General features: G+C 70.6%; 27 protein-coding genes and 1 tRNA gene. 17 read left to right on the top strand and 11 right to left on the bottom strand.

What is annotated here, in order from left to right:
• Position 1: 1 nt before the first annotated feature.
• On the bottom strand, positions 2–790 hold the full coding sequence (locus ABD269_RS28570; protein WP_344122503.1) for a GntR family transcriptional regulator: 789 nt from the start codon (positions 788–790) through the stop codon (positions 2–4).
• A gap of 359 nt (positions 791–1,149) precedes the next feature.
• Between ABD269_RS28570 and ABD269_RS28565 the strand changes: the two genes are divergently transcribed.
• From ABD269_RS28565 to ABD269_RS28530, 8 genes are all read left to right on the top strand, one after another.
• Entirely contained in the window at positions 1,150–1,524 is a 375-nt protein-coding gene (locus tag ABD269_RS28565) for a hypothetical protein (protein WP_344122501.1), read from the top strand.
• Positions 1,525–1,711: 187 nt separating this feature from the next.
• Positions 1,712–3,865: a P-loop NTPase family protein gene (locus ABD269_RS28560; RefSeq protein WP_344122499.1), complete on the top strand. Its 2,154-nt coding sequence runs from the start codon at positions 1,712–1,714 to the stop codon at positions 3,863–3,865.
• A gap of 209 nt (positions 3,866–4,074) precedes the next feature.
• Complete coding sequence (locus ABD269_RS28555; protein WP_344122497.1) at positions 4,075–4,257, top strand: hypothetical protein; 183 nt, start codon at positions 4,075–4,077, stop codon at positions 4,255–4,257.
• 21 nt (positions 4,258–4,278) lie between these two features.
• On the top strand, positions 4,279–4,473 hold the full coding sequence (locus tag ABD269_RS28550; protein ID WP_301893686.1) for a hypothetical protein: 195 nt from the start codon (positions 4,279–4,281) through the stop codon (positions 4,471–4,473).
• Positions 4,474–4,514: 41 nt separating this feature from the next.
• Entirely contained in the window at positions 4,515–4,757 is a 243-nt protein-coding gene (locus ABD269_RS28545) for a hypothetical protein (protein ID WP_344122494.1), read from the top strand.
• 85 nt (positions 4,758–4,842) lie between these two features.
• Positions 4,843–5,487, top strand: a complete 645-nt coding sequence (locus ABD269_RS28540) for a hypothetical protein (RefSeq protein WP_344122491.1) — start codon at positions 4,843–4,845, stop codon at positions 5,485–5,487.
• Complete coding sequence (locus ABD269_RS28535) at positions 5,484–5,846, top strand: hypothetical protein (RefSeq protein WP_344122489.1); 363 nt, start codon at positions 5,484–5,486, stop codon at positions 5,844–5,846. Before ABD269_RS28540 ends, ABD269_RS28535 begins: the two co-directional genes overlap by 4 nt.
• Positions 5,847–6,539: 693 nt before the next feature.
• A complete protein-coding gene (locus tag ABD269_RS28530) occupies positions 6,540–8,099 on the top strand; it encodes a LacI family DNA-binding transcriptional regulator (RefSeq protein WP_344122487.1) in 1,560 nt (519 codons plus the stop codon).
• A 132-nt stretch (positions 8,100–8,231) separates the two neighbouring features.
• On the opposite strand, the gene ABD269_RS28525 is transcribed toward ABD269_RS28530, so the two are convergent.
• The 3 genes from ABD269_RS28525 to ABD269_RS28515 all read right to left on the bottom strand — a co-directional run bounded on the left by ABD269_RS28525 (position 8,232) and on the right by ABD269_RS28515 (position 10,083).
• Positions 8,232–8,305 (bottom strand) — tRNA-Pro (locus ABD269_RS28525).
• Between the two features lie 47 nt (positions 8,306–8,352).
• Positions 8,353–9,111, bottom strand: coding sequence for a Pr6Pr family membrane protein (locus ABD269_RS28520; protein WP_344122485.1), 759 nt, complete (start codon positions 9,109–9,111; stop codon positions 8,353–8,355).
• Positions 9,112–9,150: 39 nt separating this feature from the next.
• Positions 9,151–10,083 (bottom strand): metallophosphoesterase, encoded by a 933-nt coding sequence (locus ABD269_RS28515; protein WP_301893679.1) that lies wholly within the window; start codon positions 10,081–10,083, stop codon positions 9,151–9,153.
• Positions 10,084–10,271: 188 nt separating this feature from the next.
• Between ABD269_RS28515 and ABD269_RS28510 the strand changes: the two genes are divergently transcribed.
• Complete coding sequence (locus ABD269_RS28510) at positions 10,272–10,736, top strand: GatB/YqeY domain-containing protein (protein ID WP_344122483.1); 465 nt, start codon at positions 10,272–10,274, stop codon at positions 10,734–10,736.
• Positions 10,737–10,839: 103 nt separating this feature from the next.
• On the opposite strand, the gene ABD269_RS28505 is transcribed toward ABD269_RS28510, so the two are convergent.
• Positions 10,840–13,068 carry a transglycosylase domain-containing protein gene (locus ABD269_RS28505; protein WP_344122481.1) on the bottom strand — a complete coding sequence of 743 codons (2,229 nt, stop codon included), beginning with the start codon at positions 13,066–13,068 and terminating at the stop codon, positions 10,840–10,842.
• A 385-nt stretch (positions 13,069–13,453) separates the two neighbouring features.
• On the opposite strand from ABD269_RS28505, the gene ABD269_RS28500 reads away from it, so the two are divergent.
• The gene (locus ABD269_RS28500; protein ID WP_205519362.1) at positions 13,454–13,789 is read left to right on the top strand and encodes a WhiB family transcriptional regulator; all 336 of its coding nucleotides are present in this window, start codon (positions 13,454–13,456) and stop codon (positions 13,787–13,789) included.
• Between the two features lie 168 nt (positions 13,790–13,957).
• Here the strand turns inward: ABD269_RS28500 and bagB are convergent, their stop codons facing one another.
• Both bagB and bagA read right to left on the bottom strand, forming a co-directional pair.
• Positions 13,958–15,376: an ATPase BagB gene (gene bagB / locus ABD269_RS28495; RefSeq protein ID WP_344122478.1), complete on the bottom strand. Its 1,419-nt coding sequence runs from the start codon at positions 15,374–15,376 to the stop codon at positions 13,958–13,960.
• Entirely contained in the window at positions 15,373–16,368 is a 996-nt protein-coding gene (bagA, locus tag ABD269_RS28490) for an ATPase BagA (protein ID WP_301893671.1), read from the bottom strand. Before bagA ends, bagB begins: the two co-directional genes overlap by 4 nt.
• Before the next feature lie 240 nt (positions 16,369–16,608).
• Here bagA and sp36 point away from each other — a divergent pair, with 240 nt between their 5' ends.
• From sp36 to ABD269_RS28470, 4 genes are all read left to right on the top strand, one after another.
• Positions 16,609–16,767, top strand: a complete 159-nt coding sequence (gene sp36 / locus ABD269_RS28485; protein WP_301893670.1) for a Sp36 family protein — start codon at positions 16,609–16,611, stop codon at positions 16,765–16,767.
• Positions 16,764–17,228 carry a RidA family protein gene (locus tag ABD269_RS28480; RefSeq protein ID WP_301893669.1) on the top strand — a complete coding sequence of 155 codons (465 nt, stop codon included), beginning with the start codon at positions 16,764–16,766 and terminating at the stop codon, positions 17,226–17,228. The genes sp36 and ABD269_RS28480 overlap by 4 nt, the downstream gene beginning before the upstream one ends.
• A gap of 106 nt (positions 17,229–17,334) precedes the next feature.
• Positions 17,335–18,249 (top strand): NUDIX hydrolase, encoded by a 915-nt coding sequence (locus tag ABD269_RS28475; protein WP_344122474.1) that lies wholly within the window; start codon positions 17,335–17,337, stop codon positions 18,247–18,249.
• Entirely contained in the window at positions 18,246–19,076 is an 831-nt protein-coding gene (locus tag ABD269_RS28470; protein WP_301893667.1) for an MBL fold metallo-hydrolase, read from the top strand. The genes ABD269_RS28475 and ABD269_RS28470 overlap by 4 nt, the downstream gene beginning before the upstream one ends.
• Positions 19,077–19,270: 194 nt before the next feature.
• On the opposite strand, the gene ABD269_RS28465 is transcribed toward ABD269_RS28470, so the two are convergent.
• Positions 19,271–19,945 carry a Crp/Fnr family transcriptional regulator gene (locus ABD269_RS28465; protein WP_030367278.1) on the bottom strand — a complete coding sequence of 225 codons (675 nt, stop codon included), beginning with the start codon at positions 19,943–19,945 and terminating at the stop codon, positions 19,271–19,273.
• Positions 19,946–20,195: 250 nt separating this feature from the next.
• Between ABD269_RS28465 and nth the strand changes: the two genes are divergently transcribed.
• From nth to ABD269_RS28450, 3 genes are all read left to right on the top strand, one after another.
• The gene (gene nth / locus ABD269_RS28460; RefSeq protein WP_344122471.1) at positions 20,196–21,131 is read left to right on the top strand and encodes an endonuclease III; all 936 of its coding nucleotides are present in this window, start codon (positions 20,196–20,198) and stop codon (positions 21,129–21,131) included.
• 57 nt (positions 21,132–21,188) lie between these two features.
• Complete coding sequence (locus ABD269_RS28455; RefSeq protein WP_344122469.1) at positions 21,189–21,872, top strand: NUDIX hydrolase; 684 nt, start codon at positions 21,189–21,191, stop codon at positions 21,870–21,872.
• A gap of 84 nt (positions 21,873–21,956) precedes the next feature.
• Entirely contained in the window at positions 21,957–23,156 is a 1,200-nt protein-coding gene (locus ABD269_RS28450) for a MarP family serine protease (protein WP_344122467.1), read from the top strand.
• A gap of 87 nt (positions 23,157–23,243) precedes the next feature.
• Here the strand turns inward: ABD269_RS28450 and ABD269_RS28445 are convergent, their stop codons facing one another.
• From ABD269_RS28445 to ABD269_RS28435, 3 genes are all read right to left on the bottom strand, one after another.
• A complete protein-coding gene (locus ABD269_RS28445; protein ID WP_116213082.1) occupies positions 23,244–23,456 on the bottom strand; it encodes a hypothetical protein in 213 nt (70 codons plus the stop codon).
• A 171-nt stretch (positions 23,457–23,627) separates the two neighbouring features.
• Positions 23,628–24,641, bottom strand: coding sequence for an alpha/beta fold hydrolase (locus tag ABD269_RS28440; RefSeq protein ID WP_344122465.1), 1,014 nt, complete (start codon positions 24,639–24,641; stop codon positions 23,628–23,630).
• On the bottom strand, positions 24,638–25,126 hold the full coding sequence (locus ABD269_RS28435; protein ID WP_301893660.1) for a phage holin family protein: 489 nt from the start codon (positions 25,124–25,126) through the stop codon (positions 24,638–24,640). The genes ABD269_RS28440 and ABD269_RS28435 overlap by 4 nt, the downstream gene beginning before the upstream one ends.
• Between the last annotated feature and the right edge of the window lie 50 nt (positions 25,127–25,176).

Below are 25,176 nucleotides of genomic sequence, written 5' to 3'. Positions count from 1 at the left end.
CTCACCACCTTTCCAGGGGAGTTGTGAACGTCATTTCCGTGCGGTCGCCGGGCAGCGTGATGTCCGACAGCTCCACGACGCGGCCGTCGGTGTCGTACGAGGTCTTCCGGAGCAGGATCACCGCGGTGCCGGGCTCCAGGTCCAGCTCCTCCGCCTCTTCCGGTGTCGGCGGGCGGGCGGTGACGCGCTCCTCGATGCGGCCGAGCTCGATGCCGACGGTGAACAGCTGGTTCTGAGTGCCCCCGGGCCAGGGCTCGTTGGCCGCGTCCAGGAGATCCGGGTTGTCCGTCACCATGTCGCGGACGAGGTAGGAGGTCACCAGGGCGAAGGGGGCTCGCTCGGCGGCGTACCGCGTTCGGTACGTGCGCTCGATGAGAGCCGAGTCCTCCGGCACGCCGAAAGCCTCCGCGATCTCCTTGCTCGCCTTGGTCTCGCGGTAGGAGGCGTGGAAGACGAGGTCGTTCACCTGAAGGCCGGTGTCGTGCTCCGTCGCGCCGGTGGCGGCTCGCCGCTCCTCCGGTTCGCGGGCGCGGTTCTTCTCCCACTGATGCCGGAGGTTCGTGCGCAGCACCGCAGTACGGGTCTTGCGGACGAAGTTGCCGCGGCCGTGCTGCTTCTCGATCAGGCCTTCGGACCGGAGGAGCCGGAGCGCGTCACGGATGGTCGGAACGCTTCGCCCGTACTTCTCGGCGAGCGCCGTCTCCGATGGCAACCGCTCACCAGGCGCGAGTTGACCTGCACGGATGGACTGGCGGAGGTCGTCCGCGATCTTTTCGTACGCGTTCGCCATGGGTGCTCACCGATCTGTTGCCTGACCGCGCTCAGCATACGACTCCTAAAGAGGACTTGACGAGTTGACGAGACCCACGTCATAGTTGGCAACTCCTAAAGAGGACTTGATGAGTTCACCTCTTTAGGAGTTGAGGCGCCCGGAGAGCCCGGTGAGACGGGATCGAAGGCAGCGTGAGTCCCTTGAGAACTGAACAGAGTGCCTGGACGAACGAGTGCTTTTGATCCCGGCGCGGCCCCTGGGGCGGCGCCGGAGGTCATGGCCACTCGTCTCGAACGAGCGGTCTCCCGGCGCTACCCCGGGGCGGGCCTGAGCGCCCGCGGCCCGGGTTTCCTGCCTCCACTCCCGAAGGGGGATCAATGAAGCTGGCAATCGGCGATGTCGTCCGCGGCCGCGATGACGCGGACCTCGGCGTCGTGGCCGGGATCGTCAACCACGGCAGTGCCGAGCTGGTCATGGTCGAGGGGCCCGGCGGAATGCCTCACCTGGCCAGGCCGAGCAAGCTGGTTGTCGTTGCCCGACGCGTCCAGCCGACGACCACGGTCCAAGGCGTCGTGGCCTTGATCGCCGTCGGTATCGCCCTGCTCGCCGCCTACATCGGCTGCCGGTCCGCTCAGGAGCTCGGCGCCGATTGGCTCTTGACCGTCCTGTCCGGCCTCGGCGGCTACGCCGCGGTGATGGGCGCCCATCAGTGGTGGGTCCTTCTCACCGGACCGCGGCGCTTCCGTGTCTGACCGCGCATCGCCCGACAACCCACGCTGATCAGCGGCGGCGACCAGCCGGCCGTCCTCAGCGCCTTCCGCTTCACCAAGCCCTGACCACGTCAGGCCGCGCTCGCCACGTTCCACACGTCGGGCCCGGCCACTGCTTTGGCGGGTAGGGCCGGGCCCGACTTCCCTCCGGTTCAGGAAGGAAGTGTCAGTGAAGCACGAAGTCAACAGTGAGTCCGATCCCGATCACCACGAGGTGGTCGACCTTGACAAGGCCCGGTTGGAGCACAACCTCCGGGCAGAGGAGGCGAGTTCTTCCTCCGCCGAGTCCGGCACCGCGGAAGCAGTCATCAACGTCGATCGCCGCGGTGGACCGCCGAGCCCCGGGCTGCTGGATCGGGTACGCGGCGCGAAACGGCGCCCCGTCGTTCCGGCGTGGGCGAAGTCGCAGCAGGAGTTCAAGGCAGCGGGCAAGGGGCTCGCCGCGTACGCATGGCACGTTGCCGCGTACCACGCGGTCCGAACGCCCTGGTACGCCTCCCGCCTTGCGTTGCAAGCACCCCAGGGCGCGGCGCGGTTCGTCGGCGGCGCGTTGCAGTGGGTGGCGGACGCCGAAGGCGAGCCGCTCCGGCAGTCCGCCGCGACCAACGAGGACATCGGCGATTACCTGAAGCTCTCCCGACAGCGGGACCGCCGGGTGCGCTGGCGGACGGTCGTCATGGTCGGTGTCTCGATCGTCGGGACCGCCACCGCGTTGTCGATGTACGTCCTCGCCCCGGCATGGCTGCTCGCGCTCTGCGGCTCCGTCGCGACGATGGCCATGGGCTGGCTGGGTCAGCCGGCCGACGCCCCGGTCATCCGCAGGGCCGTGGAGATCCCCAGGGCGCACAAGCTCACCAGCGACATCGTCCTGCGCGCCCTCGGCGCTCTCGGCATCGCCGCCATCAACCAGGCGCAGAGCAAGGGCGGGAGCGGCTTCTCCTTCACCGCTCCCATCACCCGTGACGGGGCCGGCTGGCGGGCGGAGGGCGATCTCCCGTACGGCGTGACCGTCACGGATGTGATCGACAAGCGTGACCGTCTCGCCTCCGGCCTGCGCCGCCCCCTCGGCTGCGTGTGGCCCGAGGCGGTGCCGGACGAACACACCGGACGTCTGGTGCTGTGGGTCGGGGACGAGGACATGTCCAAGGCCAAGAAGCCCACGTGGCCGCTGCTCAAGGGCGGCACGGTCGACCTGTTCAAGGCCGCCCCGTACGGGACGGATCAGCGCGGCCGCTGGGTCGACGTCACCTTGATGTACGTCTCGGGCATCATCGGCGCCATCCCGCGCATGGGGAAGACGTTCCTCCTCCGCCAGCTCCTGCTGATCGCATCACTGGATCCGCGCGCGGAGCTGCACGTGTACGACCTGAAGGGCACCGGCGACCTGGGCCCGCTGGAGCGCGTGGCGCACAGCTACCGGGCGGGTGACGACGACGAGGACATCCTTTACGCGCTGCGTGACCTACGAGCGCTGCGAGATGAGCTTCGGCGTCGCGCCAAGGTGATCCGGGACTTGCCGCGGGACATCTGCCCGGAGTCCAAGGTGACCAGCGACCTCGCCAGCAAGAAGAGCTTGGGGCTGCATCCGATCGTGGCGGGTGCGGACGAGTGCCAGGTCTGGTTCGAGCACCCCGAGCACGGCAAGGAGTTCGAGGAGATCTGCACCGACCTCGTCAAGCGCGGACCCGCCCTGGGCATCACGCTTCTCCTCGCCACGCAGCGCCCGGACGCGAAGTCGCTGCCCACCGGGATCTCCGCCAACGCCTCAAGCCGCTGGTGCCTGAAGGTCATGGGGCAGTTGGAGAACGACATGGTCCTCGGCACCTCGGCGTACAAGCGGGGCGTGCGCGCGACCATGTTCGCGTGGGGCGACAAGGGCATCCACTACTTCGTGGGTGAAGGAGCCGACGCCCGCATCGTCGCCGCCGCCTACGTCGACGCGCCCACGGCCGACGTGATCTCTCTCCGCGCGTACAAGCTCCGCAAGGAAGCCGGACTCCTCTCCGGACACGCTCTCGGCGAGGAGCCCGCGGCGGATACGCCGTCGTTCGACCTGCTGCGGGACATCGCCGCGGTCGTGTCGGCCAAGGAATCCAAGGCGTGGAACGAGACGGTGGCCGCCCGGCTGGCCGAGCTCCGGCCGGACGTCTACGGCGGGTGGGCCGCCGAGCAGCTGACGTCGGCGCTGAAGCCGTACGGGGTCCGCACCGTCCAGTTGTGGGGAACCACCGAGGACGGCAAAGGCGCGAACCGGCGCGGCATCAAGCGCGCCGACATCGTCAAGGCGATCGCGGAACGTGACGGAACGGCCGAGGCCGCATAGCCGATCGCGCCGCTAGGTCTAGCGGGCACCCCCGCTAGACCTAGCACCTCCGCTAGCGGCCTTCATGGCTTTTGACCTGCGCTCTAACGCCTAGCGGCTCTCCGCGAGCAACCCCCGAATCCGCCCTGAGAGGGGTTTCGATGGCCTCCCTGCTCCACGCTATGCCCGGCCTCATATTCATCGCTCTCTGTTACGCGTGCCTCTGCGCCGTGAGCCCCCTCGGGAACTGCCGCAAGTGCAAGGGCTGGGGCTTCCGGATGCGCCAGACCCGCAACGGGCGGCTCAAGCGCGGCCGGGACTGCCGCCGCTGCGACGGCTACGGCAAGCGCGTCCGTATCGGCCGTCGCCTCTACAACGCGACCGTCCGCCTCCACCGCGAAGGCACCCGCTGACCCTCCCGAGGAGCCTCTCCCATGTCGTTCTCGATCTCCGCTCTCCTGCTGTTCGGGCTGCTCCTGGCCATGCTGATCCGCTCGAAGTCCGTCGGCATCGGCTCGGCCGTGGTCGCCGTGCTCTTCGGTTACTACCTCAGCCGGACCGGCGCCTCCGCGCCCATCGATCAGGTCATTTCCGCTATCGGCAACGCCGTCCCCAAGTTCGGCAAGTGACCCCGCACTTCACGCCCACTTCGCACCCGAGGGGAATTCCCATGACTGACCAGTGCACGTCCACCCGACGCATTTCACTGATGGCCTCGGGGGAGCTCCGGGACGCCCTTACGGCCATCAAGGAGGGCAAGGGGCCGGCGGCCGTCGCCGCGCTGATGGCCATCGACCCCCACTCGTGGCAGGCGATCGAGCACCGGCTCACCGCCCTCGTCGGCAGCGACCTCCGCGCGCTGCTCTTCACCACGGCAGCCGAGGCCGACGCCGCGGCATCGACGGTTGGTTGACGGTTCCCTGTGCGCTCCCGACTCCCGAGCCGGGAGCGCGCCGAGGGCCGGACAACCTGCCCGTACTCCAGCCGCGGAGGACCCCATGACCCACACCACCATCGCGTGGTTCGACAGCCTGACCGAGAGCGTGGCCGCTCTCGGAGCTGCCGCCCGCGAGACCCGATTCGCCAACCAGGCAGCCCGCGCGGCCTTATGGGCCGTCGAGCCCGGACGCTTGCAGCCGGTGCACGGCCTGCTGAGCGTCCCGGGAAAGTACATGATCCGCCCCCACGACGTCGCGCTGGCGCAGCTCCACGACCTGTGCCGCGCCCACCAGTCCGGCACCGCCGCCCTGTACGAGAACATGGCGCGCGCGTACGCGTACGGAACCGCCACCGCCCTGCTGTCCGTGATCAAGGGCGAGCAGCCGCAGTTCGTCGAGCTGTGCCGTGACGAGGCTGGCCAGTACTCGACCCCGTTCAGCCTCCTGCCCGACTTCCGAGAAGCCCTGGGCCACTGGGTTGGAATCGACCGCCTCGACGCCCTCCGATGGGAGGTCGACAGCCGGCAACACGCTGCCGACGTGGCCGATGCATTCGCCCAGTGCGAGGAACTGGCCGACTACGAGTCCGCCGCACTGACCGAAGCCCGAGCCCTCGCCGCCGGTCTGGCGGACAGCTGGTGCGCGTACGGCGAGCAGACCGAGGCCGCCCTCCACTTCCTGCTCACGTCTGGAGAGAGCCAGTGACGATCGAGCCCAACACCAACAACCCCTTCGTCGCGTACGCGGGCGCGCCGGGCATCATCGCGGAACTCTGCTGGGTCGCCAGGCAGACCAACCGCTGCGCCCGCACCGGGCTGAGCCGTGAGTTCTGGCTCCGCAAGGCCGCACTGTTCGACCGCATCGCGGTCAAGGGAACAGCCATGTACGTACCGGAGTTGGCCGCCGAGACCGTGGGGACCGCCATCCAAGTGGCGCGCCGACTGGTCAAGTACGACGCCGAGAACTCCGGCCTGAGCCTCAAAGGGGCCGAGCTGGTCACCGGCGAGGACTGCCGTGAATACGTCCGCCACCAGTACTACGAGTGGCTCCACGCGCAGCACTGATCTCACCCGGGGCAGCGGCCAACCCGTCAAAGTAGCCCGCTGCCCCGGCCTCCCCATCCCATGCAGGAAGCAGGAGGTGCCATCAGGATGCACCACGACGCCCCCTGCCCGCTGCCCCGGGTCGCTGTTGAAGCGGCCGTGCGCGGCGGGCGCGTCTTACCCCTCGTTCGGGACGGCCGGCGTTCGTCCGGAGCGAAGCCCTGTCCCGCGGAGGTCTTCGAGGCCCCTGTCCTCGTTCTGAAGCGAATGCCTAACGACGTTCAGCTCGCCAGGAAGGCCGGGGGCTGCGCCCCGGGCGAGAACGGGGGGACACGCATCAACAGTCACGCTCGTCGTCACAGCGCCACCGACGCCCCCTTGCCCCGCCTCTATCGTCCGGCCGAAATCGCCGAGGCGCTGGGTTGTTCGGAGTGGTGGGTGAAGGAGCAGGCGCGGCGGCGGCGGATTCCCTTCACCCGCCTCGGTGGGGCCTACCGCTTCACCACGGAGCACTTCACCGAGATCGTCCGAGTCTTCGAGGAGCGTCCTCTCCAGAGCCAAGAGCCGAAGCCCGAGGGGTCGGTGCAGCCGCCCTCCCGTCGCCTGAGCCGCGGCGCCCCCGCGAGTGTCCGCCTTCGCGCCAAACGCCCTCGGCGAGCAAACCGTCCGGAGCCTCCGCTCGCCGCTGCGTGACCCACGAGGAAGGAGGATGCAGTGGGTTTCGGAGAGAAGCGCAAAGGCTATTACCGCGGTCGCTATTGGGTCGGCCCCGGTCAGCTTCGCACCGTCGTGGACGCCGACGGGAAGACGGTGAGGTTCGGCAACAAGCGCGCGGCCGCGAAGTCAGCCAATGATCACGAGGCTGGGTGGAGGGAGAGCGGGAAGGCAAAATCCCTCGCCGAAAAGGCTGTTGAGGTTGTGGCCCTTGTCGACAGCGAACCCGCCGTTGAGGGCGCGATCACCTTCGGTGAGTACGCGAGCCAGTGGTACGCGGAGCAGGATCTCGCCGCGTCCACCATGCAGAACTACAAACGCCACATCGAGGAGCACCTCCTCCCTGAGTTCGAGAGCGCGACTCTCGCGGACATCGAGCGCACGCACGTCGACGCGTGGGCCAAGAAGGAAAGGGCGCTTTATGAGGCCTCCAGCGTGAAGACCTGGCGGTCCACGCTGCACCTCATCCTCGCTGACGCGGTGGAGGAAGGGCACCGGGACGCCAACCCCGCGGCCCAGCGGCGCGGTCGGGGCAAGCGTGCTGGGCGCTCGCGGAATCGTGGCCCGGAGAAGGTGGTGACCGATGCGCTGGGGATGCTGCTCATCGCTGAGCGGACGGCATTGCTGTCCGGCCGCGACGACGAGTTCGTCGCGGTGATCCTCAAGGGTTACACCGGCATGCGGTGGGGCGAAATCGTCGGTTTGGAGTCCCAGTTCTGCCGTCCCAAAACGGTGAGAGTGGAATGGCAGCTGTACGAGCTGGACTCCGGCGAGCTGCATCGTTGCCCGCCCAAGGACGACTCGTACCGGAGCATCGACACGCCTGAATGGCTGTCCGCTCTGGTCTCGGACCACATCGCGAGGACCGAGCCGAAGCCGTGCAGGTGTCATGGGTTCACGTACGTCTTCAGCAGCCATGGCGAGGCCAATGGCTCTGCTCGCCGCACTGGCGCGAAGCTGGTCGACGTTGCTCGTCGTGCCGGGGTCTCGGTGGGGACGGTCTCGAATGTGCTGAACCGGCCGGAGTCCGTGAGAGAGGAGACGCGGATCAAGGTCGAAACGGCTATGGGGGAGCTCGGCTACATCCGGGGCGGACTGCCTGGGGAGACCGCTGCTCATTGGCGCCGGTCCGGATTCGCGACCTGGCTGTTCCAGCCGGCCGCTACGGGCTGGTATCCGAAGAAGGCACCCCAGGTGGAGCACCCGGTGCCCCTGCTGGCTGAACCCTGGCCGGGAGTGCCCGCGCGAGGGCGAGGCGCTTCCGGAAGGTCGGAGGCGTGCTGGGTGCCGATTGCGCGAGGGCTCACTCCGCACGGGCTGCGGCACTCCCACAAGACGGTCATGGAGGAGCTGGGGACGCCGCCGAAGCTCATGGACGAGCGGTTGGGTCATGAGGACGGCTCGGTGCAGGCCCGGTACTCGCACATCACGCCGGGGATGCGACAACGACTGCTGGATGCGCTGACTGTCCTGTGGGAGGAGGCGTTGGACGCACGATTCGCGATGTGTCCCAGATCACCCGTGAGGGTTCTCGGTGAGCTGCTGAGGGCGCGCCGGTAGCGGTCTCTCGGGGGAGTCGGCTTTCTTGATCCACTCCCCGCTCACTCCCCGCGCGCCCTCCAGGCACCCGGAAAACACTTCAGGCCCGGTTTCCCATGAAAGGAAACCGGGCCTGAAGTGCTGTTTCAGCTGTCGGGGTGGCGGGATTTGAACCCACGACCTCTTCGTCCCGAACGAAGCGCGCTGCCAAGCTGCGCTACACCCCGATCGCTGCTCCAGAACCCGTTTTCGCAGGTCCCCGGCGCAACGAGCTCTACTTTAGCGGACCGGAGCCCAGAGACGAAATCCGATTGCGGGGGGAGCGCAGGTGGGGGCGTATTCGGTCGAGGAGGGTGAGGGCGAGGGCCAGTACGTAGAAGGCCAGGCCGAAGACGACGGCGTTGCCGAGGATGCCGGCGTAGCCGTGGAGGTCGACGTCCAGGAAGGGGTAGGGGTAGCGGCCCTCCGTGCCGGGGGCGAGGAGGGCGCCGCGGAGCAGGGCGAAGGGGAAGTAGAGGAGGGGGTAGGCGAGCCACTGCCAGGCGTGGCGCAGGAGGAAGCCGCCGGGTGCGGTGAGCACGAGCCAGTCGAACGCGGCCGCGAGGGGGGTCACGGTGTGCAGGAGCTGGTTGGCGACCGATTCGAGGGGCGTGCGCTCGCTGGTCATGGAGAAGCCGCTGGAGTCGTTCGACAGAACGAAGTGGAATACGAGACCCGTGATGCTGATGTACAGCAGTGCGGCGCCCGTGATCCGTGGGGAGAGGGCGGGGCGCGCGGTCCAGGCGCGGTGGGCGGCCCAGGCGAAGGTGACGGCCACGGCGATGTTGGACTGGACCGTGAAGTAGCTGAAGAGCCGGCCCAGGTCGTCGGAGTCGATCGCGTCCAGGACGATGCCGGTGAGCGCGGCGAGGGCCACGAGCGCGCGGAAGGCCGCCGCGACGGGGCGGCGGCCTGTGGGCACGACGGCGGAGGCGGGGACGCCCGCCGCGCCGGGCGGGCCGAGCCGAGTGGTGGAGGAGGTCGGGTCGATCATCCCTCCACCGTACGGGCGGGCTCCGGAAACCTCCCCGGGTCAGTCGCGGTCGCGGGGGGTGAGGGTGAGGAGGGTGACCTCCGGGGGGCAGGCGAAGCGGACCGGGGTGTAGCGGTTGGTGCCGCAGCCCGCAGAGACGTGGAGATAGGAGCGGTGGCCGCCGGCCCGGTGGGTGGAGAGGCCCTTGACCCGCTGGGTGTCGATGTCGCAGTTGGTGACCAGCGCGCCGTAGAAGGGGATGCAGAGCTGGCCGCCGTGGGTGTGCCCGGCGAGGATCAGGGGGTACTGGTCGGCGGTGAAGGCGTCGAGCACCCGCAGATAGGGGGCGTGGACGACGGCCATGGAGAAGTCGGCGTCCTGGCGGGGGCCGCCGGTCACCTCCGCATAGCGGTCGCGCTTGATGTGCGGGTCGTCGAGGCCGGTGAGCGCGATGTCATGGCCGTCGATCTTGAGGCTGCCGCGGGTGTTGGTGAGGTTGACCCAGCCCGCGGAGTCGAAGCCGTCGCGCAGCTCCTCCCAGGGGTTGTGGATCACGCCGACGGCCGGGGCGTTGCCGTTCAGCCCGTGGCGCCCGTTGGCCTTCTCCATCAGATAGCGCGCGGGATTGCGGAGCTTCGGCCCGTAGTAGTCGTTCGACCCGAAGACATAGGCGCCGGGGAACTCCATCAGCGGGCCGAGCGCGTCGAGCGTCTCCGGGACGCCCTCCGGGTCGGAGAGGTTGTCGCCGGTATTGATCACGAAGTCCGGGCGCAGCCCGGCCAGCGACTGGAGCCAGCGCTGCTTCTTGCGCTGTCCGCCGACCATGTGGATGTCGGAGACCTGCAGCACCCGCAGTGGTCGCATCCCCGGCGGCAGCACGGGCACGCTGACCCGTCGCAGCCGGAAGGAACGGACCTCGAAGCCGGCGGCATAGGCGAGGCCCGCCGCGCCGACGGCGGTGATTCCCAGGGGTACTCCATAACGAGCGCGCATGCCGTCCATGGTCGCAGACCCCGCCCCCGTCGTGGGCACCCCGGTCCCTTCCTGTGGATAACTCCGCGGGGCCGACCTCCAAACCCCGTACGGGAGTTGTGCCGGATCCGGGTCCCGGATCGCCTCGCCGCCGCCGCACCGGCCGTTAATGCGGGGCGCCCGCCGTGGCCGGGTGCGAAGATTGCGGCATGACCACGCTCAAGTTCAGGCTGCACGACGACCTCACGACCGCCATCAAGGCGCGTGACGAACTGCGCTCTGCCACGCTCCGCCTCACCCTCTCCGCGATCGCCTACGAGGAGACCGCGGGCAAGTCCGCCCGCGAGCTCTCCGACGACGAGGTGCAGAAGGTGATCGCGCGCGAGGCGAAGAAGCGCCGCGAGGCCGCGGACGCGTTCGACAAGGGCGGCCGCGCCGACTCTGCGGAGCGGGAGCGCGCGGAGGGCGAGGTGCTCGCGGAGTACCTGCCGAAGCAGCTGTCCGACGAGGAGCTGACCGCGATCGTCGCGGACGCCGTGGCGGAGGCGAAGGCCGGGGGTGCGGAGGGTCCGCGCGCCATGGGCGCCGTCATGAAGATCGTGAACCCGAAGGTGGCCGGCCGCGCCGAGGGCGGCCGCGTGGCCGCCGCGGTGAAGAGCCTGCTCGCGGGCTGAGCCTGCACGCGTACACCGCCGGTGCGCATAAACCGGTGTGCATAAAGGGGCGCCCGGACCGCGATGGTCCGGGCGCCCCTTTCGTATGCGCGAGCGGGTGGCGTCAGTGGCCGGTGCCGCCCGGCGGGTTGTGCTTGCCGCCGCCCGGCTTGCCGCGCCCGTGGCCCGTACCCGCGTCGGCACCGGTGTTCGCACCGTTGTTGCCGTTGCCGTTGCCGTTGCCGTTGCCGGTCGCCGGGTCGGTGCCGCCGTTGTCGCGGCCCTGCGGCGCGGCGTCGCTGATGCTGCCCACGGAGTCGAACGTCGGCGCCGGCTTGCCGTCCAGGGCGCCGGTCATGGCATCGCGCCAGATGGGGCCCGGGGTGTCACCGCCGTAGACCTTGTCGTGGTAGACGCCGCCGATGGTGATGCCCTCCATCTCGACGTCCTTGCCGGGGCCGCCGACCCAGACCGCACCCGCCATGTTCGGGGTGTAGCCGACGAACCAGGCGGCGTGACGGCTGTCCGTCGTACCGGTCTTGCCCGCGCTGTCCCGGCCGTCCAGTCCGGCCTGCTTGCCGGTGCCGTCCTCGACCACGCCCTTGAGGAGGGTGTTGACGGTGTTGGCGGTCTCCTCGGACATCGCGCGCGAGCACTGCGTCTTGGGGACGTTGATGCTCTTGCCGTTCGGGTCGGTGGCCGAGTTGATGAGGACGGGGGTGCAGTACTTGCCGCCGTTTGCGAAGGCCGCGTAGGCGGCGGCCATCTTCAGGGGCGACATGCCCTGGGTGCCCAGCGCGATCGACGGCACCTGGTCCATCTTCTTGCCGGAGGCCGGCTTCAGGCCCAGCTTCGCGGCCATCTTCGTCACCGGGCAGGTGCCGATGTCACCGATCATCTGGATGAAGTAGGTGTTTACCGACTTCGCGGTCGCCTCCCGCATGCCGTACGGGCCGACCTCGCTCCGGTTCTCGTTGCTGACCGTCGCGCCCTCGCTGTTGCGCCAGGTGCCGTCGCACGTCTCGACCGAGTCGGGGTAGGCCATCTGGAAGGGCGAGCCGTAGACCTTGTTCGGCGAGATGCCCTCCTCCAGGGCGGCCGCCGCGAGGATCGGCTTGAAGGTCGAACCGGTCTGGAAGCCGTAGGTCGAGCCGCCCTGGGCGTGGTCGGCGGAGAAGTTGATCTGCGTCTGGTTCTCCCCGAAGCCGTACGGCCGGGACTGCCCCATGCCGAGCACCTTGCCGGTGCCGGGCTCGACGATCGATACCGCGGTGGCCACCGAATCGTTCTGATAGACGTGATCGCTGATCGACTTCTGCACGGACTTCTGGGTCTGCGGGTCCAGGGTCGTACGGATCGTCATGCCGCCCTCGTTCCAGCGCTTGGCCCGCGCCTCCTTCGTCTTGCCGAAGGCGGGGTCCTGGAGGAAGGTCTCGCGGACGTAGTCGCAGAAGAAGCCGGCGCCGTCGACGGCGGTGATGCAGCCGCTCTTGGGGCGGGTGACCTTGAGCTGGAGCGGCTTGGCCTGGGCGGCGGCGGCCTGGGCCGGGGTGATGTTCTTGAGCTCGGCCATCCGCTGGAGGACGGTGTTGCGCCGCTTGGTGGCTTCCTTGGGGGCGTTGACCGGGTCGTAGCGGCTGGGCGACTGGACGATGCCGGCCAGCAGGGCGGCCTCGTCCAGGGAGAGGTCCTTGGCGGGCTTGCTGAAGTAGCGCTGGGAGGCGGCCTCGACGCCGTAGGACTGCTGCCCGAAGAAGGTGATGTTCAGGAAGTTGTTGAGGATCCGCTTCTTGCCGAGTTCCTTCTCGACCTGGATGGCGTACTTCAGCTCCTTGACCTTGCGGCCGAGGGTCTGCTGGGTGGCGACGGCGACCTTGCCGGGGTCGTCGCCCGCCTCCTCGATGAAGATGTTCTTCACGTACTGCTGGGTGAGGGTCGAGGCACCTTCGGAGACGCCGCCGCTCTGCGCGTTCTTGTTGAGCGCGCGGAGGACGCCCTTGAGGTCGACCGCGCCGTGCTCGTAGAAGCGCGCGTCCTCGATGGCGACGATCGCCTGCTGCATGTAGGGCGAGATCTCGGTCAGCGGGACGACCGTGCGGTCGCGGGAGTACACCTTCGCGATCTCGCCGCCCTGGGCGTCGAGGATGGTGGTGCGCTGACTGAGCGGAGGGGTCTTGAGGCTCGCGGGGATCTCGTCGAACCCCTCCACCGAACCCTTCGCCGCGAGGCCGAAGGCGCCGACGGCGGGCAGGGCCAGGCCCGCAAGAACCGCTCCGGAGAGCACGCTGACACCGAGGAACCTGGCGGCCTGGCGGCCCCTGCTGGGGCCCCCGCCCGAACGCTTCATAGCCATGAAGGGAAGCCTACGTTCTCATTCGGCGGACAGACGCCCGTGTGTTCGCCTACGCTGTTTCACGCCAGTCACTGCGATGCGTTTCAGCATCACCTACGCCTTCACTCTTGTGAGTGATGAGACGTGTCCGTATTGCCGCCTGTGTCACTCCGTGACCACTGCGACATGGGTGAACTGCCCCGATATACCGGGGAAAGTCGCTGATGTCGCTGGGTCACTCCGTTGGGTGATCTGCCGTCTACGCATAGTCCGTTCGGGCCATCCAAGATTGGGCCCGAAGGGGGTGTTGCCCCCTGCTCGCCTTCCGTAACGTCCTCAACTGGCAACGGTGAATATGCCGCTGCCGCCGTGGGGGAGCCTCAATTCGGGAGAGGACGGCGCCAGCATGGGCTGGGTAACCGACTGGAGTGCGCAGGCAGCCTGCCGCACTACCGATCCGGATGAACTATTCGTTCAGGGCGCAGCACAGAACCGGGCCAAGGCGGTCTGCACCGGGTGCCCGGTGCGCACCGAGTGCCTGGCCGACGCGCTGGACAACCGCGTCGAGTTCGGCGTGTGGGGTGGGATGACCGAGCGGGAGCGGCGTGCGCTGCTCAGGCGCCGGCCGACCGTCACCTCGTGGCGCAGGCTCCTGGAGACCGCTCGTACGGAATACGAGCGCGGTGCGGGAATCCTGCCGCTGAGCGACGAGGAGTACGACGCCTACGCGGCGGTCGGCTAGCCGCTGAGAGCGCCGATCGCGAGCGCCCCGACATCGACGGCATTACCCACGGCGCCGTCGGTCGGGGGCCTCGGCGCGTCGGCCGGCGGCTTCGGGCCGCGCGCCCGGTCGTCCTCAACAGGCCGCCCGGTCATGCTCAACGAGCGCTCGACGGGCAGGGCGCAGTGCTCAGCCGGTCGCCTCGGTACGCGCTTCCGAGACCTTCCCCGCGGTCGTGCCGCCCGCGGTCTGACAGGCGAGTCGCTCGCCGATCGTCCGCAGGCCCGCCAGGTCGTGCACATCGCCCGGCAGGGCGGCGACTTCCGCCACCGCGACCTCGGGGTGCAGCGCGGTGAAGCGGTCCCGTGTGCGGCGCTCTCGGGCGAGCACCCGCATCCGCTCGGCGTGCAGCCTCAGCAGACCGGCGGTGAGCCGTGCGGTGGAATCCTGTGCGGTGAAGTCCTGTGCCGTGGAGCCTCCTGAGGGGGCGGGCTGGGGGAGGCCGCTCTCGGGAGTGGACGGGACCGTGGGAGCGTCGGTGCCCGGGGCATCAACGGTACGTGAGGCAGCTTGCCCGCTGTCACGATCCACAATGCCGTCGCAATCAAGATTTTCCGATGTTTCCATCGGTGTCGTCGCCAAGGCTTCACCGGGCGCGCCGAGCGAGCCGTCGAGCAGCGCTTCCGCCGCGGCGAGCGCCCGGTCCGCGGGGAGCCGGGCGGCCTCGCTGCCGTGCACCCGGTTGAGTACGAGGCCCGCCAGCGGCATCCGCTCGGCGGCCAGCCGCTCGATGAAGTACGCGGCCTCCCGCAGGGCGTCCCGCTCCGGGGCCGCGACGACCAGGAAGGCCGTACCAGGCGCCTGGAGCAGCCGGTAGGTGGCGTCCGCGCGGGTGCGGAACCCGCCGAACATCGTGTCCATGGCGGCCACGAAGGTCTGCACGTCGCGCAGGAGCTGCGCCCCCATCAGCTTGTTGAGCGGGCCGCTCATCACCGACATGCCGACGCCGAGGAACTTCATCCCGGCCCGGCCGCCGATCTTCGCCGGGGCCATCAGCACCTTGATGAACTTCCCGTCCAGGAAGGACCCCAGGCGTCCGGGCGCGTCCAGGAAGTCGAGCGCGGAGCGGCTCGGCGGGGTGTCCACGACGATCAGGTCCCACTCGTCCCGCGCGCGGAGCTGGCCGAGCTTCTCCATGGCCATGTACTCCTGCGTGCCGGCGAAACCGGCCGACAGGGACTGGTAGAACGGGTTCTCCAGAATGGCGCGGGCGCGCTCCTTGTCGGCGTGCGCCTCGACTATCTCGTCGAAGGTCCGCTTCATGTCGAGCATCATGGCGTGCAGCTCGCCACCGGCGGAGGAGTCGATTCCGGGCACCCGGCGCGGCACGTTGTCGAGTTCGTCGATGCCCATCGACTGCGCGAGCCTGCGGGCCGGGTCGATGGTGAGGACGACGACCTTCCGGCCGCGCTCCGCGGCCCGTACGCCCAGTGCCGCCGCGGTCGTCGTCTTGCCGACGCCGCCGGAGCCGCAGCACACCACGATGCGGGTGCGGGGATTGTCCAGGACGGGGTCCACGTCCAGCACGGACGCCGTGTCCAGGCTCACTCGGAGACTCCTTGCTTCCGCAGTTCGCGCGCCATGCGGTAGAGGCCCGCCAGGTCCACGCCGTCGCCGAGCAGTTCCAGTTCGTAGGTGGGCAGGGCGAGCCCCGATATCTCCGTGCGGCCGCGGTGCTCCAGGGCGAGCCGCTCGGTGTGCTCGCGCGCCTGTGCCACCAGGGGGTCGACCAACTGCTCGGCCAGGCCCGCGTGGCGCGCGCCGCCGAAGCCGGTGCCCTCCAGGGCGTGCGCCAGCGTGTGGGCGACGGCGGCGCGGCGGCCGTTCGCGGCGATCTCCACGGCCGTCTCGTCCAGGATCTCCGGGCGCACCATGTTGATGACGACGCCGCCCACCGGCAGCCCGGCGGCGCGCAGTTCGGCGATGCCGTCCACCGTCTCCTGGACCGGCATCTCCTCCAGGAGCGTCACGAAGTGCACGGCCGTCTCGGGGGACTTCAGGACGCGCATCACGGCCTGCGCCTGATTGTGGATCGGGCCGATCCGGGCCAGCCCGGCCACCTCGTCGTTGACGTTGAGGAAGCGGGTGATGCGGCCGGTCGGCGGGGCGTCCATGACCACGTGGTCGTAGACATAGCGGCCCGTGCGGTCCTTGCGGCGCACCGCCTCGCAGGCCTTGCCGGTCAGCAGGACGTCCCGCAGGCCGGGGGCGATGGTCGTCGCGAAGTCGATCGCGCCGAGTTTCTTGAGCGCGCGCCCGGCGCTGCCGAGCTTGTAGAACATCTGGAGGTAGTCCAGGAGCGCCCGCTCGGCGTCGATCGCGAGCGCGTGGACCTCGCCGCCCCCGCCGGGAGCGACCGCGATCTTCCGTTCCTCGTACGGCAGCGCCTCGGTCTCGAAGAGCTGCGCGATGCCCTGCCGCCCCTCCACTTCGACCAGAAGGGTCCGCTTGCCCTCGGCGGCGAGGGCAAGCGCGAGTGCCGCGGCGACCGTGGTCTTGCCGGTTCCGCCCTTGCCGCTGACGACATGGAGCCTGCTCATGATTCGGAGCCTAATTCCTTCGCGGGGGCCGCGTGGCGTCAGGTGGCGACATGAGGTCGTTCGCGTGGTGAGGCCCGTCACGCCCGTGCCGGGCGGGGTTCGTGAAGCCTCTGGTCATGGCGGTGTTCGTGTCCTCGCGGCCGCCACCACCGGCCCGGCGTGTGGCTGTTGAGCTTGTCCGGACGTTCGCCGTGCGGGCTACGCACGGGGCTGTCGGTGTCAGGCATTACAGTCGGGCCCATGACCAAGTGGGAATACGCAACCGTGCCGCTCCTCGTGCACGCGACCAAGCAGATTCTGGACACCTGGGGCGAGGACGGCTGGGAGCTCGTCCAGGTCGTCCCGGGCCCGAACAACCCGGAGCAGCTGGTGGCCTACTTCAAGCGGGCGAAGGCGTGAGCGCCGTCGAGGCCAGGCTCGCCGAGCTGGGCCTGACGCTGCCCGACGTGGTGCCGCCGCTGGCCGCCTATCAGCCGGCCGTGCGCTCCGGCGCGTACGTCCACACCGCCGGCCAGCTGCCGATGGTCAAGGGCTCGATCCCGGTGACCGGCAAGGTCGGTGCCGAGGTCAGCGCCGAGCAGGCGAAGGAGCTGGCGGCGACCTGCGCGCTCAACGCCCTCGCCGCCGTGAAGTCGGTCGTCGGCGACCTCGACAAGATCGTCCGTGTGGTGAAGGTCGTGGGCTTCGTCGCCTCCGCACCGGACTTCACCGGTCAGCCCGGTGTCCTCAACGGCGCCAGCGAGCTCCTGGGCGAGGTGCTGGGCGACAAGGGCGTCCACGCGCGCTCGGCCGTGGGCGTGGCGGTCCTGCCGCTGGATGCCCCGGTGGAGGTCGAGATCCTGGTGGAGGTCGGGGACTGACCCCGATGACGGGTCCGGGCGGGCCGGTGGCCGGTCCGGACCGGAGTTCACCGCGCCGCGCCCGGCAGCCCTCGAACATCCGCGCGTGAGCGCATAGCATCCGGCCATGTCGACTTCGAACGGCCAGTGGTACCCGCCGGAGTGGCCGGACCGGATCAGAGCGCTCACCGACGGAGAGCTCCGGCCCGTCGCGCCCCGGCGCGCCGCGACCGTACTGCTGCTCCGTGACGGAGCCGACGGCCCCGCCGTCCACATGCTGCGCAGACGCGCCTCCATGGCCTTCGCCGGAGGCGCGTACGCGTATCCGGGCGGCTCCGTCGACCCGCGTGACGAGCGCGAGGTGCCCTGGGCCGGGCCGTCGCGCACCGAGTGGGCGCAACGCCTCGGAGTGGACGCCGCCGGAGCCCAGGCCATCGTCTGCGCGGCCGTCCGGGAGACCTTCGAGGAAGCGGGCGTGCTGCTGGCGGGCCCGGCGCCCGACACGGTCGTCGCGGACACCACAGGCGCCGACTGGGAGGCCGACCGGGCCGCCCTGGTGAGCCGCGAGCTGTCCTTCGCCGAACTCCTCGACCGGCGCGGTCTCGTGCTGCGCAGCGACCTCCTGGGGGCCTGGGCGCGCTGGATCACCCCGGAGTTCGAGCCGCGCCGCTACGACACCTGGTTCTTCGTGGCCGCGCTCCCCGAAGGGCAGCGCACCCGCAACGCCTCCACGGAGGCGGACCGCACCCAGTGGATCCGGCCCGCGGCGGCTGCCGACGGCTACGACCGGGGCGAGCTGCTGATGATGCCGCCCACCGTCGCCACCCTGCGCGCGCTGCGCCCGTACGGCAGCGTGCGGGAGGTGCTGGGCGCGGCGGGTGACCGGGATCTCACCCCTGTTCTGGCGCGAGCCCGGCTCGTCGCGGGCGAGATCGTGCTGAGCTGGCCGGGGCACGACGAATTCACCAAACACATCGCTCCGGCAGCGCCGGAGCCCGGTGACCCCACGGGAACCCCGCGAGCTTTGGGAGCCGACTCATGACCACGACAGCCGACCTTCCCGGCAGGCCGCGCGCCGGCGCCATCGGCGGACCCGCGACCGCCCGCGCGACCTGTGTGCTCGCGCACAACCCCTCCGCGATGACCCTGGACGGCACCAACACCTGGATCGTCGCCGAGCCCGACTCCGACCTCGCGGTCGTCGTCGACCCCGGCCCGCTGGACGAGGCCCACCTCGCCGCGGTCGTGGCCACGGCGGAGGCGGCGGGCAAGCGCGTCGCCCTGACGCTGCTCACCCACGGCCACCCCGATCACTCGGACGGCGCGGCCCGCTTCGCGGAACTGACCGGCACGCACGTACGGGCGCTGGACCCGGCGTTGCGGCTCGGTGGCGAGGGGCTCGGCGTGGGCGACGTGATCACCACCGGCGGTCTCGAACTGCACGTCGTCCCCGTGCCCGGCCACACCGCGGACTCCCTCGCCTTCCACCTACCGGCGGATCGCGCCCTGCTCAGCGGCGACACGGTCCTGGGCCGTGGCACCACGGTCGTCGCCCACCCCGACGGCCGGCTCGGCGACTACCTCGACTCCCTGCGCAGGCTGCGCGCGCTCACCGTCGAGGAGGGCGTGGAGACGGTGCTGCCCGGCCACGGCCCGGTGCTGGAGGACGCCCGGGGCGCCATCGACTATTACCTGGTGCACCGTGCGAAGCGGCTCGCGCAGGTCGAGACGGCCGTCGAGAGCGGCTGCCGGACGCCACAGGAAGTGGTCGCCCATGTCTACGGCGACGTCGACCGCTCGCTGTGGCCTGCGGCGGAGCTGTCCGTACGGGCGCAACTGGACTATCTGGGGGAGCACGGCCTGATCTGAGGGGCGCTCGGGTCCGGGCGCGCGCCTGCGAGGTCGCGTGCGCCCGCGGGACCGGCGGCGCCCAGTGGGTGCTCGGCGGTGCTCGGTCGTGCGAGCGCACGCCGAAGGCCCCCGTCGTCTCCGGCGGGGGCCTTCGGTGCGTTTGTCGGCGCGGTCCCTCTCGGGTGCGCCCGGGGGCGTGCGCCCCCTTCGCGTCAGCGGGAACGCTTGGCGAGCCGCTCCACGTCGAGGAGGATCACCGCACGGGCCTCCAGGCGGAGCCAGCCGCGGCCCGCGAAGTCCGCGAGGGCCTTGTTGACCGTCTCGCGGGAGGCGCCGACCAGCTGGGCCAGCTCCTCCTGGGTGAGGTCGTGCACCACGTGGATGCCCTCCTCGGACTGCACGCCGAACCGGCGGGACAGGTCCAGGAGCGCCTTGGCGACACGGCCCGGGACGTCGGAGAAGACCAGGTCCGACATCGAGTCGTTGGTGCGGCGCAGGCGGCGCGCGACGGCGCGCAGCAGGGCGGTGGCCACCTCGGGGCGGGCGTTGAGCCAGGGCTGGAGGTCGCCGTGGCCGAGGCCGAGCAGCTTGACCTCGGTGAGGGCGGTGGCGGTGGCGGTGCGCGGCCCCGGGTCGAAGAGCGACAGCTCCCCGATGAGCTCACCCGGGCCGAGGACGGCGAGCATGTTCTCGCGGCCGTCGGGCGAGGTGCGGTGCAGCTTCACCTTGCCCTCGGTCACCACGTAGAGGCGGTCGCCGGGGTCCCCTTCGTGGAACAGGGCGTCGCCCCTCGCGAGGGTGGCCTCGCCCATGGAGGCGCGCAGCTCAGCGGCCTGCTCGTCATCGAGCGCCGCGAAAAGCGGGGCGCGCCGCAGAACGTCGTCCACGAGTTCTCTCCTTGTCGACATGCACAGAGGACCGTGGTCCCCATGATGCCCGTCGGTAAAACTGTGTGATCAAACACAAGTGTCGCGCATCGTCGGCGGAAGCCCTACGGCAGGGGTCCGATTGGGCTGTGGTTTTCCTGCGCGCGGGCCGGATGTCAGTGCTGGGCTCTAGTCTGGCCGGGTGTCCAATACGCCGGTGAGAGCACAGGGCAAGGGGGCCGGGAGGGTGACCGGGAGCCGCGATTCCGCTGTGGGCGAACGCTCGTCCGCACAGCGGGCGAATGCCGCGAGCGAGAACAAAACGCCGGGCGCGGCGTCGGGCGGTGGCAAGCCCGCGAAGCGCGCCGCCGCGCCCGCGAAACGCGCTGCCAAGACCGCGACCAAGGCGGCCAAGGTCGCCCCGGCGAAGACCGCCTCCTGGACCGAGTCGCGGACCGCGCTCGTCCGCCGCGCGCGCCGGATCAACCGCGAGCTCGCCGAGGTCTATCCGTACGCCCATCCGGAGCTCGACTTCGAGAACTCCTTCGAGCTGCTGGTCGCCACGGTCCTCTCCGCGCAGACCACCGACCTGAGGGTCAACCAGACGACCCCGGCGCTCTTCGCCGCCTACCCGACGCCCGAGGACATGGCCGCGGCCGACCCCGAGGCGCTGGAGCAGCTGATCCGGCCGACCGGGTTCTTCCGGGCCAAGGCCAAGTCGCTCATAGGGCTCTCGACGGCGCTGCGCGACCGGTTCGACGGCGAGGTGCCGGGGCGGCTGGAGGATCTGGTCTCGCTGCCCGGCGTCGGCCGCAAGACCGCCAATGTCGTGCTGGGCAATGCCTTCGGGGTGCCCGGCATCACCGTGGACACCCACTTCGGGCGGCTCGTCCGGCGCTGGAAGTGGACCGACGAGACGGATCCGGAGAAGGTCGAGGCCGTGGTCTGCGACCTCTTCCCCAAGAACGAGTGGACGATGCTCTCGCACCGGGTCGTCTTCCACGGGCGGCGCATCTGCCACTCCCGCAAGCCCGCCTGCGGGGCCTGCCCGATCGCCCCGCTCTGCCCGTCCTACGGAGAGGGTGAGACGGATCCGGAGAAGGCGAAGAAGCTGCTGAAGTACGAGAAGGGGGGACTGCCGGGCCAGCGGCTGAAGCCCCCGCCGGACTACCCGGGCCTGCCCGCGCGCCCGCTGGGCGCCGAGTGAGCGTGCCGGAGGGCACGCGTGAAGTGAGTCGTTGAGCGCACGTACGAGGGGAAGCGCATGACCAGCACGTACGGCCGCGGAGCCGCTGTCACCGCGGAGGGGCTGCCGGAGTGGCTCGAACCGGTGGCGCGCGCCTCCGAGACGATCGAACCCCAGCAGCTCAGCCGCTTCCTGCCGCCGGACACGGGCGGCCGGCAGTCCGCCGTGCTCGTCCTCTTCGGCGACGGCCCCAAGGGGCCGGAGCTGCTGCTCCTGGAGCGCGCCGGGACGCTGCGCTCGCACGCGGGACAGCCGTCGTTCCCCGGTGGCGCGCTCGACCCGGAGGACGGCGACCCGGCAGGCGGCGGGCCGGTGCGGGCCGCGCTGCGGGAGGCCGAGGAGGAGACCGGGCTCGACCCGTCCGGTGTGCAGGTCTTCGGCGTGCTGCCCCGGCTGTACATCCCGGTGAGCGACTTCGTGGTGACGCCCGTGCTCGGCTGGTGGCGCGCGCCCAGCCCCGTCGGGCCGGTCGACAAGGGCGAGACCGCACGGGTCTTCGCGGTGCCGGTGGCCGATCTGGCCGACCCGGCGAACCGGGCCATGGCCAAGCACCCCAGCGGCCACATAGGGCCCGCGTTCCGGGTCCAGGGCGCGCTCGTATGGGGGTTCACCGCAGGGGTGATCGACCGGATCCTGCACTACTCCGGCTGGGAGCGGCCCTGGGACCGGGCACGGCTGGTCCCACTGGACCAGCACGCCTGACAGGCATGAGACGGTGACCTCGGCCCCACCCCCGGGCGCGGGGCCGCCGACCCCGCCGACAACATCATTGCGAGGCATTTCCCGGTGAACGTGCTGGATGTCGTGCTGCTGATCGCTGCCGTGTGGTTCGCCGTCGTCGGCTACCGCCAAGGCTTCGTCGTCGGGGTGCTGTCCGTGATCGGCTTCATCGGCGGCGGCCTCGTCGCCGTCTATGTGCTGCCCCTCATCTGGGACAGCGCCACGGGCGATGCCACACCGGGCACGGCTGCCGCCGTCGCGGCCGTCGTCATCGTCATCGTCTGCGCCTCGATCGGCCAGGCCGCGACGACCCACCTCGGCAACAAGCTGCGCCGCCACATCACCTGGTCCCCGGCCCGCGCGCTGGACGCCACCGGGGGCGCCCTCGTCAACGTCCTGGCGATGCTGCTGGTCGCCTGGCTGATCGGCTCCGCCCTCGCCGGCACGTCCCTGCCGACGCTCGGCAAGGAGGTCCGCAACTCCAAGGTGCTGCTCGGCGTCGCCCGGGTCGTCCCCTCGCAGGCCAACACCTGGTTCGCGGACTTCAGCACGGCCCTGGCGCAGAACGGCTTCCCGCAGGTCTTCGCGCCGTTCTCCACCGAGCCCATCACCTCCGTCCCCGCGCCCGACCCCGCGCTCGCCGAGAGCCCCGTGGCCACCTCCGCCCAGCGCAGCGTCGTCAAGGTCGTCGGCACGGCGCCCAGCTGCGGCAAGGTCCTGGAGGGCTCGGGCTTCGTCTTCGCCCGGCACCGCGTGATGACCAACGCCCATGTCGTCGGCGGCGTGGACGAGCCGACCGTCCAGATCGGCGGGCAGGGCCGGCAGTACGAGGCGAAGGTCGTCCTCTACGACTGGAAGCGGGACATCGCCGTCCTGGACGTGCCCCAGCTGGAGGCGCCCGCCCTGCGGTTCGCCGAGGGCGACGCCGGGACGGGCCGGAGCGCCATCGTCGTCGGCTTCCCCGAGAACGGCTCGTACGACGTGCGCGCCGCCCGCGTCCGCAGCCGGGTCCAGGCCAACGGCCCGGACATCTACCACCGCGGCAACGTCCGCCGTGACGTCTACTCGCTCTACACCACCGTGCGCCAGGGCAACTCCGGTGGCCCCTTGCTCACGCCGGACGGCCGGGTCTACGGCGTGGTCTTCGCGAAGTCGCTCGACGACGCCGACACCGGCTACGCCCTCACGGCGGACGAGGTGCGCCCCGACGTCGTCGACGGCCGTACGGCCGTCGACAGGGTCAACACCCAGAGCTGCGCCCTCTGAGCCGCCACAAGGGCCCTGTGCGGGCTCCTGGGGGCCGTTCCGGCACCGGGGGAGCGGTGCGGGCTCGCGCGGGCGCGTGAGGTCGCGTCAGCGGCCGCGCGGGTGGTGCCGCAGCCGCGCGGACACCCAGCGGGCGCGCCGTCGGATGATGCGGGGGATTCCGATGAGCGGATCCGGCCCGGCCACCGGCCGGTGCTCCGCCCTCGCGGCCCTGTCGGTCACCTCGCTCACAGCCACTGCGGCGTCGCCCTCGGCGGCCCGCTCCTGTGTCGCGTCACGGTAGTCGTGCGTCCAGCCCATACAGAGCTCTGTGCCCGGGGCCAAAGGTCGGTAATCGCCCCGGGGTCCCCCAATTGGCCTATGCGCCGGGCAATTGGCCGTTCGGGGAACGGGCGTTCCCTCGCGCGTCGTAGGGGAGCAGACAGCCCGCGCCGGGCGGTTTCCGGCCGGTCGCCGGGCCATCGACGGAGGCTAGCGGTCCGGTTCCGGATCCTTGAGCCAGTTGACCAGTTCGGTGGAGAACGCCGCCGGGTCCTCCTCGTGCGGGAAGTGTCCCAGCCCGTCGAAGAGCCGCCAGCGGTACGGCGCCTCCACGTACTCCCCGGACCCGGCGGCACTGCGCGTACGCATCACCGGATCGAGGGAACCGTGCAGGTGCAGCGTCGGCACCCGCACCGGCCGCTTCATCCGGCGGTTGAACTGGATGCCGTCGGGGCGCGCCATCGACCGCACCATCCAGCGATAGGGCTCGATCGAGCAGTGCGCCGTGGAGGGGATCGACATGGCCCGTCGGTAGGCGTCGACCGCGTCGTCGTCCGGCAGCCGGGGACCCGACCACTCCCGCATCAGCCGCCCCACCAGCGCCGCGTCGTCCGCGACCAGCCGCCGCTCGGGCAGCCAGGGTTGCTGGAAGCCCCAGACGTACGAACCGGCCGCGCTCTGCTTGACGTCGGAGAGCATCGCCGAACGCCAGCGGCGCGGGTGCGGCATCGAGGAGACCGCGAGCCTGCGCACCAGCTTCGGCCGCATCACGGCCGCCGTCCACGCCAGATAGCCGCCCAGGTCGTGGCCCACCAGCGCGGCGTCCGGCTCCCCGAGGGAGCGGATCACGCCGGTGATGTCGAGGGCGAGGTTCGCCGGGTCGTAGCCGCGCGGCGTGCGGTCGCTGCCGCCCACCCCACGCAGGTCCATCGCGACCGCCCGGAAACCGGCCTCCGAGAGTGCCTGCAACTGATGCCGCCACGTCCACCAGAACTGCGGGAACCCGTGCAGCAGCAGCACCAGGGGCCCCTCGCCCATCTCGGCGATGTGGAACCGCGCGCCGTTCGCCGCGACGTCCCGGTGGGTCCAGGGCCCCTCGGGACGGACGACCGATGCCCCGGAGACCGCCGGGGCCGGGGCCGTCCGCGCCGCCGGGGAGCCGGCGGAGGGATCGTGTCCGGGGTCGGGGGACGCGGGCGCTGCGGAGGTATCGGGCACCGTCATACGGCCGAGCGTGTCACAGATGCGTCGGCGCGGCCCGAGTCGACCAGCGGATGCGGATGCGGCTTGACGGTGCCCAGGACGGCGGCCGTCTGCTTTGCGGAGGCAATGCTCTTCTCGGGCTTCTTGACCTTCTTGAACCGGTTCACGGCCAGCAGCCCGAGGATCGCCGCGACCAGCAGGAACGCGCCACCGACGATCAGGAACGACCAGGCGAGACCCATACCGAGGTTATGGACGCCGTACGCCGCCGCGAAGCTCAGCACGGGCAGCGAGAACAGCGCAAGCACCCCGGCCGCGGCGATCGCGCCACCGCCGATGCCGACCCGCTTGGCGTCCTGCCGCAGCTCGGCCTTGGCCAGCGCGATCTCGTCGTGCACCAGCGCGGACAGCTCGGTGGTGGCCGTCGCCACCAGCTGGCCGAGGCTGCGGTCCGCGCCGTCGGCACCGTTCACACCGGTCGCCGCACCGTCGTCGGCTGCGCTCATCGGCTGCTCCCTCATCGTCATCAGCTCGTCATCTGCGGGTCTCCAGCGGA

The sequence above is a fragment of the Streptomyces blastmyceticus genome, from assembly GCF_039521185.1.
In the GTDB taxonomy this organism is placed as follows: Bacteria; Actinomycetota; Actinomycetes; order Streptomycetales; family Streptomycetaceae; genus Streptomyces; species Streptomyces blastmyceticus.
The sequence above is the reverse complement of the archived record's forward strand: the minus strand, read 5'-3'. Positions and strand labels throughout refer to the sequence as shown.

Excerpts from the sequence above, each read along its gene's own strand:
- ABD269_RS28570 (WP_344122503.1), bottom strand. The coding sequence starts at position 790 with ATGGCGAACGCGTACGAAAAGATCGCGGACGACCTCCGCCAGTCCATC.
- ABD269_RS28565 (WP_344122501.1), top strand. The coding sequence starts at position 1,150 with ATGAAGCTGGCAATCGGCGATGTCGTCCGCGGCCGCGATGACGCGGAC.
- ABD269_RS28550 (WP_301893686.1), top strand. The coding sequence starts at position 4,279 with ATGTCGTTCTCGATCTCCGCTCTCCTGCTGTTCGGGCTGCTCCTGGCC.
- ABD269_RS28545 (WP_344122494.1), top strand. The coding sequence starts at position 4,515 with ATGACTGACCAGTGCACGTCCACCCGACGCATTTCACTGATGGCCTCG.
- ABD269_RS28540 (WP_344122491.1), top strand. The coding sequence starts at position 4,843 with ATGACCCACACCACCATCGCGTGGTTCGACAGCCTGACCGAGAGCGTG.
- ABD269_RS28520 (WP_344122485.1), bottom strand. The coding sequence starts at position 9,111 with ATGATCGACCCGACCTCCTCCACCACTCGGCTCGGCCCGCCCGGCGCG.
- ABD269_RS28515 (WP_301893679.1), bottom strand. The coding sequence starts at position 10,083 with ATGCGCGCTCGTTATGGAGTACCCCTGGGAATCACCGCCGTCGGCGCG.
- ABD269_RS28510 (WP_344122483.1), top strand. The coding sequence starts at position 10,272 with ATGACCACGCTCAAGTTCAGGCTGCACGACGACCTCACGACCGCCATC.
- ABD269_RS28505 (WP_344122481.1), bottom strand. The coding sequence starts at position 13,068 with ATGGCTATGAAGCGTTCGGGCGGGGGCCCCAGCAGGGGCCGCCAGGCC.
- ABD269_RS28500 (WP_205519362.1), top strand. The coding sequence starts at position 13,454 with ATGGGCTGGGTAACCGACTGGAGTGCGCAGGCAGCCTGCCGCACTACC.
- bagA (WP_301893671.1), bottom strand. The coding sequence starts at position 16,368 with ATGAGCAGGCTCCATGTCGTCAGCGGCAAGGGCGGAACCGGCAAGACC.
- sp36 (WP_301893670.1), top strand. The coding sequence starts at position 16,609 with ATGACCAAGTGGGAATACGCAACCGTGCCGCTCCTCGTGCACGCGACC.
- ABD269_RS28475 (WP_344122474.1), top strand. The coding sequence starts at position 17,335 with ATGTCGACTTCGAACGGCCAGTGGTACCCGCCGGAGTGGCCGGACCGG.
- ABD269_RS28470 (WP_301893667.1), top strand. The coding sequence starts at position 18,246 with ATGACCACGACAGCCGACCTTCCCGGCAGGCCGCGCGCCGGCGCCATC.
- ABD269_RS28455 (WP_344122469.1), top strand. The coding sequence starts at position 21,189 with ATGACCAGCACGTACGGCCGCGGAGCCGCTGTCACCGCGGAGGGGCTG.
- ABD269_RS28445 (WP_116213082.1), bottom strand. The coding sequence starts at position 23,456 with ATGGGCTGGACGCACGACTACCGTGACGCGACACAGGAGCGGGCCGCC.
- ABD269_RS28440 (WP_344122465.1), bottom strand. The coding sequence starts at position 24,641 with ATGACGGTGCCCGATACCTCCGCAGCGCCCGCGTCCCCCGACCCCGGA.
- ABD269_RS28435 (WP_301893660.1), bottom strand. The coding sequence starts at position 25,126 with ATGAGCGCAGCCGACGACGGTGCGGCGACCGGTGTGAACGGTGCCGAC.